The organism is uncultured Muriicola sp., assembly GCF_947258935.1.
Classification (GTDB): domain Bacteria; phylum Bacteroidota; class Bacteroidia; order Flavobacteriales; family Flavobacteriaceae; genus Muriicola.
In genome coordinates, this window is the sequence record NZ_CAMYKH010000021.1 from 1 (window position 1) to 13,510 (window position 13,510).

The window sequence follows — 13,510 nt, forward strand, 5'->3', positions numbered from 1 at the left end:
GAGCGTATGTCCCTTATCAACGGGCGGGATATTACAACAGAAGCTGCTATTACCAAACTAATGTATCTCCTGGGAAGCGAGGTTTCGCAAAAATCTTTTGGCACTATTTTCGAAACTTCTTTACGTGGTGAAATGACCTAAAATTAAGTACCATAAATTTTAGTAACTAAGTTTTTTTTTGTTTCTTACCCGCCCTTTAAAATGGGATCTAGAGAGGTGGCCGAGTGGTCGAAGGCGCACGCCTGGAAAGTGTGTATACACCAAAAGTGTATCGAGGGTTCGAATCCCTTCCTCTCTGCGAAAACAATTGCGAAAGAGAAATTTTGTTTAAGCTCGCTTCAGTAAAATTTTGAACTGTCGAATGGATTTATGAATAGCTGAAATGTTCATGAATGTATTGTCAGTATAGCTTTTTAAGAAGCAGGAGAGTAGCGAGTGAATCTCTTCTTATCTAAAAAAAAGTTTAATGTTTTTCTAAAGAGGACCGCTTAAAAATTAGGATTTCTAATTTTTCCAGTTATATTTGTCAAGTTGGCAAAGATGGGTTGTTTATATGGCCTATAACGCAAAACTTTTAATTATTAATTGTATATTTTTTATATCTTTAACCTTATTAACTAACTAAATTTAAGTTGAACAAAATGAAAAGATTATTCTCGATCCTGGTTATGACCGGGCTATTTGTCCTAAGCACAAATACGGTAAGCGCAAAAGCGAATGCAATAGTTTCAAATCTATCTACGACAGTAACTGCTGCCACGGTGATGCTACAAGAAGAGGCAGCTGTTGAAGCAGAAAAGGGTTTTACCCAGGTTTTAAAGGAGCAATTTATCCAAGGGGGTGCAGGCTTCATGGGAATTGTACTTTTATGTTTGATACTTGGTCTTGCAGTAGCTATTGAAAGAATCATTTATTTAAATATGGCAAGCACCAACACTACTAAGTTGAAGCAACAAGTTGAGGATGCTTTGGCTTCCGGAGGAATTGAAGCTGCCAAAGAGGTTTGCAGGAACACAAAAGGTCCTGTTGCTTCTATTTATTATCAAGGATTAGATCGCGCCGGAGAAGGTGTAGAATCTGCTGAGAAAGCTGTTGTGGCTTACGGTGGTGTTCAAATGGGTCAGTTAGAGAAGAACGTATCCTGGTTAACATTATTTATCGCCATTGCTCCAATGCTTGGTTTCATGGGAACGGTAATTGGTATGATCCAGGCCTTCCAAAAGATTAGCGCGGTAGGTAACCTTAGTGCTTCTTTGATCGCAGGCGACATTCAGGTGGCATTATTAACTACGGTTTTTGGTCTTATTACGGCTATCATACTTCAAGTGTTCTATAACTATATCATCGCTAAGATCGATAGTATAGTAAATGACATGGAAGACTCTTCGATCACTTTGATCGATATGTTGGTAGATCACAAAAAATAATAAGATCCTATAAATCAAGATATTATGAATAAAATTGTAAAAATAGCCTTAGTAGTATTGGGTCTTATATCTGCAGTACTATGGTATTTTCTACCCGGCTCGGAAGTGCCAGCCGGAGAAGCAGCTGATAGTGCGGCCATAAGCGGAATGTTTACCATTACTTTTATTCTTTTGGGAATTGCGATAGCAGTAAGTCTGGTCTTTACCTTACTAAACCTGTTCACCAATCCTCAAAGTTTAAAGAAAACACTCATCGTTCTTGGGTCGTTCTTAGTTGTAGTTGTATTCTCCTATATTTTGGCCTCAGGAACAGATGTAAGTCTGGATGAAATGGCCAGCAGGGGCATAGAAACTTCTGAAAGTACCGTTAAAAGGATCGGAACCGGACTCAACTTGTTCTTTTTCCTTGTAGCCATTGCCATTGGGGCAATGCTAATAGGAGGAGTTAAAAAGATGACTAACAAATAAATTAAATAGTATGTCTAGAAGAGGAGGACCACCAGAAGTAAATGCAGGCTCTATGGCAGATATTGCCTTTCTATTGCTTATCTTTTTCCTGGTAACTACTACCATAGAAACAGATGCAGGACTAGACAGGATGTTGCCACCTATAGATCCGCCAGATGAAGAACAAGTCGTAATCAAGCAGAAGAATATCTTTACGGTGAACATCAATAAAAATGGTCAATTGCTCGTAGAAGAAGAACTGACCAATTTAAAGGACCTCCGTAAAAAAGCGATCACTTTTTTGGATAACGGTGGAGATGGGACCTGTAACTATTGCAAAGGAAGAAAAGATGCGGCTTCTTCGGATAATCCTACCAAGGCCATCATTTCCTTAAAGAATGATAGGGAAACAAAATACGCTACCTATATAACAGTTCAAAACGAATTGGTTGGTGCTTATAACGAACTTAGGAACAGGGAGGCACAACGACTTTACGGAAGAAATTTTACACAGATGGAATCGGAGTATTTAAACCCTGAAACTCCCTCAAATATTCGGGATGGTTTAAAGGACAAAGTTCAAAAAGTACAGGAACTTTTCCCTCAGAAATTATCAGAAGCTGAAACTTCATCCTCTAAATAATACACTTAGAAACAGCATATTATGTCTAAATTCACTAAGAAAAAAGGATCAGAATTACCTCCGGTAAATACTGCTTCATTGCCAGACATTGTCTTTATGTTATTGTTCTTTTTTATGACAGTAACAGTTATGAAGGACAGTTCACTTATGGTGGAAAATGTTTTGCCAAATGCGTCTGAAGTAAAAAAATTGGAGAAAAAAGATAGAGTACTTTATGTGTATGTAGGTACTCCTACAAGAGACTATCAAAAGGTTTTTGGTACTGAGCCAAGAATTCAGTTGAATGATAAGTTTGCCCAGGTTAGCGAGGTTGGGGATTTTATTCTAGCAGAAAGAGCTAAGAAACCACAAGAACTCCAAAACGTTCTTACCACAGCGTTAAAGGTAGACAAGAATGCCAATATGGGATTAATAGCGGATATCAAACAGGAATTAAGAAAGGTAAACGCCTTGAAAATAAATTATACTACCTACGAAGGGGACGCCTTTAGAAACGTACAGTAGTATCAATATTCAATAAATTTAGTTAGAAAACGCTTCAATTTTTTGGAGCGTTTTTTTATTGCTTTTTAGTCAAATATCCTACCTTTAAGAATATGAGGAATGCCTTTTATACAGTAGTAGTGCTTTTCTTTTTGACTACACCAATGAGCGCACAGGAAGTGGATCAAGAAGTGGATTTTAACTACCTTGAGGATCAGTTTTATGTGGGTCTTACCTATAATTTTATTCTCAATAAGCCGGCAGATGTTAATCAACAGAATTTGTCTTACGGACTGCAATTTGGATTTATAAAAGACTTGCCCCTTAACTCCTCAAGGACATTCGCAATTGGAGTGGGATTGGGCTATGCGGTAAACTCCTATTATACAAATTTGGAAATAGTAGAACTTACCAATGATTTTCAATATGTGGCGTTTATACTTAGGTGCTAAATTGGGATATGCCTTTGGAAGCAGGTCTAAATTGGTTACAGAAACTGGAAAGGATTCATTTTATGTGACGGATGTAGAAAAATTCAGATATGGACTGATGGCTAATTTTGGTTATAACACCTTTAATATCCATGTTTACTATGCTCTTAATAACCTCTTTAAGGATGGATTAAGTTTGGATACGGGCCAGGATCTTACCTTTACTCCCTTGCGTATTGGATTTATCTTTTACATCCTTTAGGCTTACACTTTTAGTTGCACTTACAACCAGAATTTAATGGTGAGGAGTTGGGACATCATTCCTACTAAAAATCCAATAAGTAATTCTGCCCGGGAATGTGCCTTTAGATAAAGTCTGGCAGTAGCAACCACACCAGATGCAAATACCATAGCACTTATGGCTATTACAATATTTCGTTCAAAATGAAAACTCAAAGCGATTAGGAACATTAGAATACTGCCCATTGCCATCATATGTAAACTGATTTTAAAGCGAATAAGCAATAATAGAAGGCATGTGCTGGTAGCTGCGATAAGTCCAAGAAAAAAGAAATACAACTCTATAGTGTAATTATCGGGAATCACCTTTAACAGGATCATTAATAATAAGATAAGGTTGATCATTAATGGATACCGGCGTTCTTCGGGTTTTGTTAAGAATACAGAACTCACTACTCCTATATTTTTCAGTATAAAAAAGCTGAGAATAGGAATTAATATGGTGAGTATAAAAATGGGTAAGATGTTTCCACTCTTTAACTCCAGTGTAGTGTACTTTGGCGTAATTAGAAAGTACGACATTGTACCTGCCAGGGGTAAAAAAATAGGATGAAATAGATATGATACTAATTTGGAGAGAAGTCGCATTAGATCTCCTTTCTTAATCGGGCCACCGGGATACCTAATTGCTCCCTGTATTTAGCCACGGTTCTTCTTGCAATGGGGTAGCCTTTATCCTTTAAGATTGCTGCCAGTTTATCATCAGTAAGTGGTTTGCGTTTCGTCTCTTCTCCAATAACAGTCTCTAGGATCTTCTTGATCTCTTTGGTAGAGACATCTTCACCCTGCTCATTTTTCATCGACTCCGAAAAGTATTCCTTAATAAGTTTAGTGCCATATGGGGTATCAACATATTTACTGTTAGCCACACGGGAAACGGTAGATACATCCATATTAATGGCATCTGCAATATCTTTGAGGATCATGGGGCGCAGATTACGCTCATCACCGGTGAGAAAGTATTCCTTTTGATAAACCATGATTGCATTCATGGTGATATACAAAGTTTGCTGCCTTTGTCTAATTGCATCAATAAACCATTTTGCAGAATCTAATTTCTGTTTAATAAAAAGAACCGCATCCTTTTGTGATTTAGATCGCTCCTTGGAACTCTTGTATCCCGCAAGCATATTGTTGTACTCTCTTGATACATGAAGTTCAGGGGCATTCCTGCTGTTTAGGCTTAATTCTAACTCACCTTCTACAATGCGAATAGAGAAATCTGGAACAATATGTTCAATGATCTTGTTGCCTCCGGCATATGAGCCCCCGGGTTTGGGATTTAGTTTTTCAATTTCGGAAATTGACTCTTTAAGTTGCTCTTCCGTGATATTGTGCTTTTGAAGCAGCTTGTTATAGTGTTTTTTCGTGAAATGATCGAAGGACTTCTCCAGAATTCTAATGGCCAATTCAACGGCCGGTGTTGGATCTTTTCTTCGGAGTTGAATCAATAAACACTCCTCTAGTGATCTGGCAGCTACTCCAGGTGGATCCATATCCTGAACGATCTTCAATACTTTCTCAATAGTGTCTTGTTCCACATATACATTTTGCGTAAAAGCAAGATCATCCATGATGTCTGCAATAGGCCTTCTCATATACCCGCTCTCATCTACACTGCCCACTAGGAATTCGGCAATGGCCCATTCCTTGTCATTGAGGTAGAAAGTATTTAATTGGTTGATGAGGTATTGATTAAAAGAGATGCCTGCAGCATAAGGCACTGTTTTTTCCTCATCATCAGTACTGTAATTATTCGCGCGTGTACGGTAATCTGGCACCTCATCATCACTCAGATAATCGTCTATATTGATATCATCTGTGTTGATAGAATCATTGTCATCGTCCCCATCATACTGATCCTCAAATTCATCCTCATAGGTGTCAGATTCCTCCTTTCCTGTTTCCAGAGCCGGATTCTCTTCCAATTCCTGCTTCAGGCGCTGTTCAAAAGCCTGCGTAGGCAATTGTATAAGCTTCATCAGCTGGATCTGCTGAGGGGATAGCTTTTGTGAGAGTTTAAATTGTAAGTGTTGCTTTAGCATTGGGGCTCCTTGTTCATTCTTACATAAAAGTAATTAAAATACCTTTAGAACTCTGCATTCTGAGGTGTTCTCGGAAACGGAATAACATCGCGAATGTTGCCCATGCCTGTTGTAAATTGCACAAGTCTTTCAAAACCAAGGCCAAAACCACTGTGAATGGCAGTTCCATATTTTCTCAGATCCAGATACCACCAAAGTTCTTTTTCATCGATTCCCAGTGCCTTAATTTTATCGAGTAAAACATCTAAGCGCTCTTCACGCTGAGAGCCACCAACGATCTCGCCGATCCCAGGGAATAAAATATCCATAGCTCTAACCGTTGTGCCATCTTCATTAAGTCGCATATAAAATGCCTTGATCTTGGCGGGATAGTCGAATAAGATGACCGGACATTTAAAATGTTTTTCAACCAGATAGCGTTCATGCTCGCTTTGAAGATCTGCACCCCATTCTTCAATTAGGTATTTAAACTTCTTTTTCTTGTTAGGAGTACTATTCTTGAGGATGTCTATGGCTTCAGTATACGTGAGTCTGATAAATTTGTTATCGATCACAAATCGTAGCTTATCCAATAATGGCATTTCACTGCGCTCAGCCTGTGGTTTAGTTTTTTCCTCATCGAGTAATCTCTTCTCTAAAAATTCAAGGTCGACCTGGCAATGTGAGATCACATAGCTAAGCACACTTTTTATAAAGTCTTCCGCAAGGTCCATATTATCATTGAGGTCAAAGAATGCCATTTCGGGTTCTATCATCCAGAACTCTGCTAAATGCCTCGAGGTATTGGAATTTTCGGCGCGGAAGGTGGGCCCAAATGTGTAAACCTTGCCAAGACCCATGGCATATGCCTCGGCTTCTAACTGACCAGAGACGGTTAAATTGGTTTCCTTGCCAAAAAAATCTTCTTTATAATTTACTTCGCCTTCTTCTGTTAAGGGCGGATTCTTTGGATCTAAAGTAGATACCCGGAACATTTCACCTGCTCCTTCCGCATCAGACCCGGTAATAATAGGGGCATGCATATTAAAGAAGCCGTTGTTTTGGAAGTAGCGGTGAATGGCGTAGGACAAGGTAGATTGTACCCGCATTACTGCAGCAAATGTATTGGTTCGAACTCTTAAATGTGCCTGTTCCCGAAGGAACTCCATGGAATGTTTTTTTGGTTGAATAGGGTAGGTCTCCGGATCGGCAGTACCGTGAACTATTAGATCGGTAACCTGAATCTCTACTGTTTGACCTCTTCCCTGGCTTGCCACAAGAAGACCTTTAATGTGCAAGGCTGCACCGGTTGCAATTTGTTTTAAAAGCCCTTCATCAAAATTATCAAAGTCTACAACACACTGAATGTTGTGCAGGGTTGATCCATCGTTCAAGGCAATAAACCTATTACTGCGGAATGTTTTTACCCAACCGTTTACTTCTACTTTTTGCTCTTTTGGTGATTGTTGGAGCAGTTCATTTATTCGCATCGAAGCCATGAAAAACTATTTCTGATTTGCCCCGCAAAGATAGTTTATTGAGTAAAACTACATAGCCAGAAAGACCTATATTTCAATGTGGGAGGTCACTATGCTTCCAGATCTTCGCCTTCCGGTAGTTCGTCCTTGGGCAGGATATCGATCTGTGGTTTTTTAAGTACTTCTTTGTTAGCAATACTTCGTTCCAGAGATAACAATAGAGAAGGCAATAAGATAAGATTTGCCAACATGGCAAAAAGCAAGGTTGCGGATACAAGGGCACCCAGGGCAACCGTACCTCCAAAGCTGGAAAGAACAAAAACTGAGAAACCAAAGAAGAGAACAATGGAAGTGTAGAACATACTCACGCCTGTTTCACGTAAAGCCGCATATACAGACTTTTGAATTCGCCATCTATTAGCAGATAATTCTTGTCTGTATTTCGCTAAGAAGTGAATGGTATCATCTACCGAAATTCCAAAGGCAATGCTAAATACAAGAATGGTTGAGGGTTTAATAGGAACACCAACAAAGCCCATAACACCTGCCGTTACCAGGAGAGGCAGTAAATTGGGAATGAGGGAGATCACTATCATCCTCAAGGACCTGAATAAATAAGCCATAAAAAGGGCGATTAATCCTATGGCCAGGGATAAGGATAAGATCAGGTTTTTAACAAGGTATTTTGTGCCTTTAAGGAACAGCAAGGCCTTGCCTGTTAAAGCTACCTTGTAGCGATCTGCAGGAAAGATCTTGTTGAGATTTACCATGAGCTCGGTTTCTATTTCCTCCATCCTTTCGGTTTTAACATCACGTATAAACGTTGTGATGCGGGCTACCTGACCTGTAGAATCGACAAAATTCTTTAGAAGATTACCATTCCCTTGCGACTTTCTGGCCACATCCATAATAAAGGTATTCTCTTGAGAAGTAGGTAATTGATAGTACTTGGGAATACCGTTATAAAAGGCTTGTTTTGAATATTTGACCAATTCCACAACAGAGGTAGGTCTGGATAATTCGGGAATTTCCTTGATCAGTTCACTTATTTGATCCATTTTTCGCAAATTAACGGGTCGCAAAACTCCGTTCTTGCGCTCAGTATCTATGACTATCTCAATGGGCATAATACCGTCGAACTCTTGTTCAAAGAAACGGATGTCCTCAAAGAATTCAGCTTTTTTGGGCATATCTTCAATAGGACTTCCGGATATGTTTATTTGGTAGATGCCAATGATGCTCAATACCAGAAGTACAACTGAAATAACATACACCGTTATTCTTTTGTCACGCACAATTCCTTCCATCCAATTTACGAAGGCATCTATCCAGCGCTTGTTCAAATGCTTTAAGTGTTTAGTCTTGGGCATCGCCATAAAACTGTAAATAATAGGGATGATCAATAAGGATAGAATAAAGATCCCAATGATGTTGATGGAGGCTACAATACCAAATTCTGTGAGTAGTTTACTGTCTGTGATTATAAAGGTGGCAAATCCGGAGGCCGTAGTGATATTGGTCATTAAGGTTGCATTTCCAATTTTGGAAATGACCCGCTGTAATGAAAGCGCCTGGTTTCCGTGCTTTTTTACTTCTTGCTGGTATTTATTGATCAGAAAGATGCAATTTGGTATCCCAATTACGATGATAAGGGGAGGGATCAAGGCAGTAAGTACAGTGATCTCGTATCTCAGTAATCCCAAGACACCAAACGCCCACATAACCCCAATGATCACCACACACATGGAAATAAGTGTAGCCCTAAAACTTCGGAAAAAGAAAAAGAAGATAAGGGAGGTGACAAGCAAGGCAGCGCTTATAAACATCCCAATCTCATCAATGATATTTTGGGCATTCAAAGTTCGAATATAGGGCATGCCAGAAATACGAACATCTAACTTAGTTTCATTTTCAAAATTGTGTACTAAGTTGGTGAAATCGTTCAGGATAAAATCTTTGCGCACCGAGGTGTTCACAATGTCCTTATCCAGGTATACAATGGTTCGGAGTGTTTGAGTATCCTTATTAAAAAGCAATTGGTCGTAAAATGGAAGATCATTGAACAGGTGTTGTTTTAAGCTATCCAGGACTTGCTGACTTTCTGGTTCACCTATCAGAAAGGGAGTTAAAATAAATTCCTGACGCTCATTATCCTTGACCAATTCTTGCAAATTATCTGTAGAAACCACAAATTCTACCTCGGGAAATGCCGCGAGTTGTTTGCTGAGAATATTCCAGCGATTAAATTTTTCAAGTGTGAATAGGGTAGGATCTTTAACAGCGAGTACTATGGCATTACCTTCTTCTCCAAAAAGCTCAAGAAAGGCATCATATTCCTGATTTGCAGGATGATCGTCTGGTAGAAGATTGGCCTGAGTATTGGAAAACTGCATGTTTTGCCATTGAAAGCCAAAGAAAACGGTAATGCCGGCAATCACAATTAAGATAAGAATACGATTCCTCAGGATGATCCTCGCGGTCTTTGTCCAAAAATTTTGTGTGAGCTTTGCTACCATATTCTTTTTTAGCAAGCCAACGGATCTTTTTCCGCTTCAATGGATCTTAATTCCTTAAAAGACTAACAGAATTTTGATGTTGAACGCCTGCCGTTCAAATGCCGTCAAAGGTAGAAAATGCCTCGCAGTGTTCCTAGTATCAATTTGGGAAATAAAGCCGTGAAAACCACGTATCAGTTCGTATCTTGGGGATACTACCTCTCATCATCAGATAAATACGTCTTGAAAGAATGACCGAGCATAAAAAATACAGAAGATACGAACGTGCAATCTACCGTGTTTTAATAGTGATTTGTGCTTTGGCTGTGATCATAGCCATTTTGGTCATTTATTTTTTTGGGGATACTGAATTATTATAAAACAGCGGAGGATACCAGGTTTAATCAGGGAGTTATTGGAGACTATACTTTCATGATCTCAACTTCTTTACCATCAAGAATGCTATCAATTTTGGTTACAAAGGAGTCCGTTAATTCCTGGATATCAATGATGGCATTTTTTTCCAGGTCCTCAGAAACTTCAAGGTGTTTAATCTCTTTATTGGCCTCCTGTCTGGCGCTTCGCACACTTACTTTGGCATCTTCGGCTTCAGCCTTAGCTTGTTTAACCAATTGTATTCTGCGTTCTTCCGTTAGTGGTGGCACATTGATGATCACAAAATCACCATTATTCATTGGGTTGAAGCCTAAGTTGGCATTCGTAATGGCGGTTTCAATGACCTGAAGCATACTCTTTTCCCAAGGCTGTACAGATATAGTACGGGCATCGGGCGTATTGATATTTGATACTTGTGACAATGGCGTTAAGGAACCGTAATACTCAACCATTACAGAAGCGAGCATTGCCGGACTTGCCTTTCCTGCGCGGATCTTTACCAGTGCTTTTTCCAAATGGGAAATGGCACCGTCCATACTTTCTTTCGCTGAATCTAATACAAAACTAACCTCTTCGTTCATAGTATTATTTTAAAACAAAGTAACATAATTTTTTGAAAAACTAAAGATTTACAACTGTTCCGATGTTCTGTCCCGAAACAATTTTTAATAGATTTCCTTTTTTATTCATATCGAAGACCACAATAGGAAGTTTATTTTCCTGACTAAGAGTAAAGGCCGTAGAGTCCATCACCTTTAGACCTTTTCTAAGTACATCATTGAAGGAGATAGTATCGAATTTTGTCGCATTTTTGTCTATTTCCGGGTCACTGGTGTAAATGCCATCCACACGTGTACCCTTGAGGATCACATCGGCTTCAATTTCTATCGCCCTTAAAACTGCCGCAGAATCTGTAGTGAAATAAGGGTTCCCTGTTCCACCGCCAAAAATTACAACCCGTCCTTTTTCTAAGTGGCGCATGGCACGTCTTCTAATAAATGGTTCGGCTACTTCATTGATCTTTATGGCCGATTGTAAGCGGGTTTGAACCCCTTTGTCTTCCAAAGCACTCTGAAGTGCAAGACCATTGATGACAGTTGCAAGCATTCCCATATGGTCCCCTTGTACTCTGTCTATGCCATTACTTTCCCCTGCCAAGCCTCTGAATATGTTGCCTCCACCTATGACAATGGCCACTTCAATACCTTTATCTACCACCATTTTTATCTCATCGGCGTATTCTGAAAGTCGCGCAGGGTCTATCCCATATTGTTTGTCACCCATTAGGGCTTCCCCGCTGAGCTTAAGAAGTATTCTTTTGTATGGCATGTGAATGTCCTTGTTTACGGACAAAAATAGTCAAAAATATTGATGCCAAACTGCTTCGCTTCGTAATAATCCAACTATAATATTTCCATGTTATTTCTGTTATACTTATTTAAAATTAATGATCTTGCGTTCTAAATTCTGAATTTATGATAAGGAAATTTCTGATTCTATCTTCCCTGGTACTGCTGTTAAGTTGTGGGGCAACCAAAACCCTGACTACAGCAGATAAGGCAGCTGTAGCTGTTAGTATAGACCTTGTTAATGTTCGGGATGATAGGGTATTGGTAACCATTGATCCCGGTCAGTTCACGCAGGAGGAAATATATTTTTATATCCCCAAGATGGTGCCAGGCACCTACAGTGAGGACAATTATGGTAAGTATATTGATGAGCTTACTGCCATTGATTACGAAGGAAGAAACCTACCTGTTAATAAGATCGACACCAATAGTTGGCTCTTAACAACTGCCCAAAAAATAGATAAGATCACCTATTTTGTCAATGATACTTTTGACACAGAAACAGAAATAGAAGAGCCCGTTTTTTCCCCCTCAGGCACAAATATCCTGAAGAATGAGAATTTTTTGTTGAATTTACATGGCTTTGTGGGTTATTTCAAGGGATTAAAAGAAATACCATATGAAATAACCATTACAGCTCCAACTTCTTTACAGCCTTCAACTTCATTGAATGAGGTAACAATTGGAGATCTAAAACAGGGTCAGAGAACCTTTTTAGCAAACAGATATTTCGAAGTCATTGACAATCCTATTTTATACTCTAAACCAAATTCCGTTACGTTCCAGATAATGGACATCTCAGTAACCTTAAGTGTGTATTCACCTAATGGTACAATCAAGGCCAAAGACCTGCAGCCTAAAATGGAGGCCATGATGCAGGCCCAAAAGAAATTTTTAGGAGAGATAGACGGAACCAAACAATATACCATCTTACTTTACCTCTCACAATTATCCAATACGGATGCAACTGGTTTTGGAGCTTTGGAACATCATACATCAACCGTTGTGGTACTGCCGGAACAATTACCAAAAGAAAGTTTGGAAGAATCAATGGTAGATGTGGTGTCTCATGAGTTCTTTCATATTGTTACTCCTTTGTCTGTGCATTCACGTGAGATACAATATTTTGATTTCAATGAACCTGAGATGTCCATGCATTTGTGGATGTACGAGGGTACCACTGAATATTTTGCAAATCTTTTTCAGATTCAACAAGGACTTATTGATGAAACAGCTTTTTATGCAAGGATCATGGATAAAATAAGTAACGCCATGGGTTATGATGATACCATGTCATTTACTACGATGAGCAAGAATATATTGGTAGAGCCTTATAAAGAGAATTACACAAATGTCTATGAAAAAGGGGCGTTGATCAATATGAGCCTGGACATATTGTTAAGAGAACTTAGCGGAGGAGAAAAAAGCGTGCGTTGGTTAATGAAGGAGCTCTCCAACAAATACGATGTAAATACGCCTTTCAATGACCCAGACCTTATAGACGAAATTATAGCAATGACCTATCCAGAGGTTTCAGTTTTTTTTGATAAACACCTGCTGGGCAATGAGCCCATTCCTTATGATCAATATCTCGAGAAGGTAGGCCTGGAGATCACCTCTTCAGAACAACCTGGAACCTATTTCTTTTTAGGTCAAATGCCCTATATAGATGCCAAACCGGCTAACCTTGATACTATTTTTATCAGGAAAGGGGTAGAATTGAATTCCTTTTTTCGTGATTTAGGGGCAAAAGGGGGTGATGTCATTACAAAAATCAATGGTACTGATATTACCCTTGAAAGTATGAGGGGTATTATTGGGCAAAGCTTTGGCTGGGATGCAGAGAAAGATGTCACCATGAGCGTAGCGCGCGATGGAGAAACCATAGAACTTTCAGGAAAAGCTGGGACACCCACCTATAATGAAAAAAAGATCGTTGATGTAAGTACACCTTCGGAAGCAGCTTTGGCGCTTAGAGAGGCCTGGTTAAAGAACTAATTTTACAACTAAAAAACCGCCTTCATTTGAAGGCGGTTT

13 protein-coding genes, 1 tRNA gene and 1 pseudogene are annotated in these 13,510 nt (G+C 39.2%); 9 read left to right on the plus strand and 6 right to left on the minus strand.

The annotated features are described in order from the left end of the window. The 8 genes and pseudogenes from Q0X72_RS05530 to Q0X72_RS05565 form a co-directional block, all read left to right on the plus strand. Positions 1-141: pseudogene (locus Q0X72_RS05530) on the plus strand (L-asparaginase 1); the annotation flags it as partial. Positions 142-210: 69 nt separating this feature from the next. Beyond that, positions 211-298, plus strand: a tRNA-Ser gene (locus tag Q0X72_RS05535). Positions 299-641: 343 nt separating this feature from the next. Beyond that, positions 642-1,427 carry a MotA/TolQ/ExbB proton channel family protein gene (locus tag Q0X72_RS05540; protein WP_297762666.1) on the plus strand — a complete coding sequence of 262 codons (786 nt, stop codon included), beginning with the start codon at positions 642-644 and terminating at the stop codon, positions 1,425-1,427. A 24-nt stretch (positions 1,428-1,451) separates the two neighbouring features. Then, positions 1,452-1,895, plus strand: coding sequence for a hypothetical protein (locus Q0X72_RS05545; RefSeq protein WP_297762668.1), 444 nt, complete (start codon positions 1,452-1,454; stop codon positions 1,893-1,895). A 10-nt stretch (positions 1,896-1,905) separates the two neighbouring features. Further along, on the plus strand, positions 1,906-2,517 hold the full coding sequence (locus tag Q0X72_RS05550) for a biopolymer transporter ExbD (protein WP_297762670.1): 612 nt from the start codon (positions 1,906-1,908) through the stop codon (positions 2,515-2,517). A 21-nt stretch (positions 2,518-2,538) separates the two neighbouring features. Continuing rightward, a complete protein-coding gene (locus Q0X72_RS05555; protein ID WP_297762672.1) occupies positions 2,539-3,021 on the plus strand; it encodes a biopolymer transporter ExbD in 483 nt (160 codons plus the stop codon). Between the two features lie 92 nt (positions 3,022-3,113). After that, positions 3,114-3,452: an outer membrane beta-barrel protein gene (locus tag Q0X72_RS05560; protein ID WP_297762674.1), complete on the plus strand. Its 339-nt coding sequence runs from the start codon at positions 3,114-3,116 to the stop codon at positions 3,450-3,452. Beyond that, positions 3,427-3,693, plus strand: a complete 267-nt coding sequence (locus Q0X72_RS05565; RefSeq protein WP_297762676.1) for an outer membrane beta-barrel protein — start codon at positions 3,427-3,429, stop codon at positions 3,691-3,693. Before Q0X72_RS05560 ends, Q0X72_RS05565 begins: the two co-directional genes overlap by 26 nt. A 20-nt stretch (positions 3,694-3,713) precedes the next feature. On the opposite strand, the gene Q0X72_RS05570 is transcribed toward Q0X72_RS05565, so the two are convergent. The 6 genes from Q0X72_RS05570 to pyrH form a co-directional block, all read right to left on the minus strand. Continuing rightward, on the minus strand, positions 3,714-4,319 hold the full coding sequence (locus tag Q0X72_RS05570; RefSeq protein ID WP_297762678.1) for a hypothetical protein: 606 nt from the start codon (positions 4,317-4,319) through the stop codon (positions 3,714-3,716). After that, on the minus strand, positions 4,319-5,776 hold the full coding sequence (rpoN, locus tag Q0X72_RS05575) for an RNA polymerase factor sigma-54 (RefSeq protein WP_297762680.1): 1,458 nt from the start codon (positions 5,774-5,776) through the stop codon (positions 4,319-4,321). Before rpoN ends, Q0X72_RS05570 begins: the two co-directional genes overlap by 1 nt. A gap of 44 nt (positions 5,777-5,820) precedes the next feature. Next, a complete protein-coding gene (gene asnS / locus Q0X72_RS05580; protein ID WP_297762682.1) occupies positions 5,821-7,254 on the minus strand; it encodes an asparagine--tRNA ligase in 1,434 nt (477 codons plus the stop codon). A gap of 89 nt (positions 7,255-7,343) precedes the next feature. Next, entirely contained in the window at positions 7,344-9,749 is a 2,406-nt protein-coding gene (locus Q0X72_RS05585) for an MMPL family transporter (protein ID WP_297762684.1), read from the minus strand. Positions 9,750-10,150: 401 nt separating this feature from the next. Further along, the gene (gene frr, locus Q0X72_RS05590; protein WP_297762686.1) at positions 10,151-10,705 is read right to left on the minus strand and encodes a ribosome recycling factor; all 555 of its coding nucleotides are present in this window, start codon (positions 10,703-10,705) and stop codon (positions 10,151-10,153) included. A 40-nt stretch (positions 10,706-10,745) separates the two neighbouring features. After that, positions 10,746-11,453 carry a UMP kinase gene (pyrH, locus tag Q0X72_RS05595; protein ID WP_297762688.1) on the minus strand — a complete coding sequence of 236 codons (708 nt, stop codon included), beginning with the start codon at positions 11,451-11,453 and terminating at the stop codon, positions 10,746-10,748. 146 nt (positions 11,454-11,599) lie between these two features. Between pyrH and Q0X72_RS05600 the strand changes: the two genes are divergently transcribed. Then, positions 11,600-13,471 (plus strand): peptidase M61, encoded by a 1,872-nt coding sequence (locus tag Q0X72_RS05600; RefSeq protein ID WP_297762690.1) that lies wholly within the window; start codon positions 11,600-11,602, stop codon positions 13,469-13,471. Positions 13,472-13,510 lie beyond the last annotated feature (39 nt).

What these genes read in the sequence shown, in the direction of transcription:
- Q0X72_RS05540 (WP_297762666.1), top strand. Translation starts at nt 642, where the DNA reads ATGAAAAGATTATTCTCGATCCTGGTTATGACCGGGCTATTTGTCCTA.
- Q0X72_RS05545 (WP_297762668.1), top strand. Translation starts at nt 1,452, where the DNA reads ATGAATAAAATTGTAAAAATAGCCTTAGTAGTATTGGGTCTTATATCT.
- Q0X72_RS05550 (WP_297762670.1), top strand. Translation starts at nt 1,906, where the DNA reads ATGTCTAGAAGAGGAGGACCACCAGAAGTAAATGCAGGCTCTATGGCA.
- Q0X72_RS05555 (WP_297762672.1), top strand. Translation starts at nt 2,539, where the DNA reads ATGTCTAAATTCACTAAGAAAAAAGGATCAGAATTACCTCCGGTAAAT.
- Q0X72_RS05560 (WP_297762674.1), top strand. Translation starts at nt 3,114, where the DNA reads ATGAGGAATGCCTTTTATACAGTAGTAGTGCTTTTCTTTTTGACTACA.
- Q0X72_RS05565 (WP_297762676.1), top strand. Translation starts at nt 3,427, where the DNA reads ATGTGGCGTTTATACTTAGGTGCTAAATTGGGATATGCCTTTGGAAGC.
- Q0X72_RS05570 (WP_297762678.1), bottom strand. Translation starts at nt 4,319, where the DNA reads ATGCGACTTCTCTCCAAATTAGTATCATATCTATTTCATCCTATTTTT.
- rpoN (WP_297762680.1), bottom strand. Translation starts at nt 5,776, where the DNA reads ATGCTAAAGCAACACTTACAATTTAAACTCTCACAAAAGCTATCCCCT.
- asnS (WP_297762682.1), bottom strand. Translation starts at nt 7,254, where the DNA reads ATGGCTTCGATGCGAATAAATGAACTGCTCCAACAATCACCAAAAGAG.
- Q0X72_RS05585 (WP_297762684.1), bottom strand. Translation starts at nt 9,749, where the DNA reads ATGGTAGCAAAGCTCACACAAAATTTTTGGACAAAGACCGCGAGGATC.
- frr (WP_297762686.1), bottom strand. Translation starts at nt 10,705, where the DNA reads ATGAACGAAGAGGTTAGTTTTGTATTAGATTCAGCGAAAGAAAGTATG.
- pyrH (WP_297762688.1), bottom strand. Translation starts at nt 11,453, where the DNA reads ATGCCATACAAAAGAATACTTCTTAAGCTCAGCGGGGAAGCCCTAATG.
- Q0X72_RS05600 (WP_297762690.1), top strand. Translation starts at nt 11,600, where the DNA reads ATGATAAGGAAATTTCTGATTCTATCTTCCCTGGTACTGCTGTTAAGT.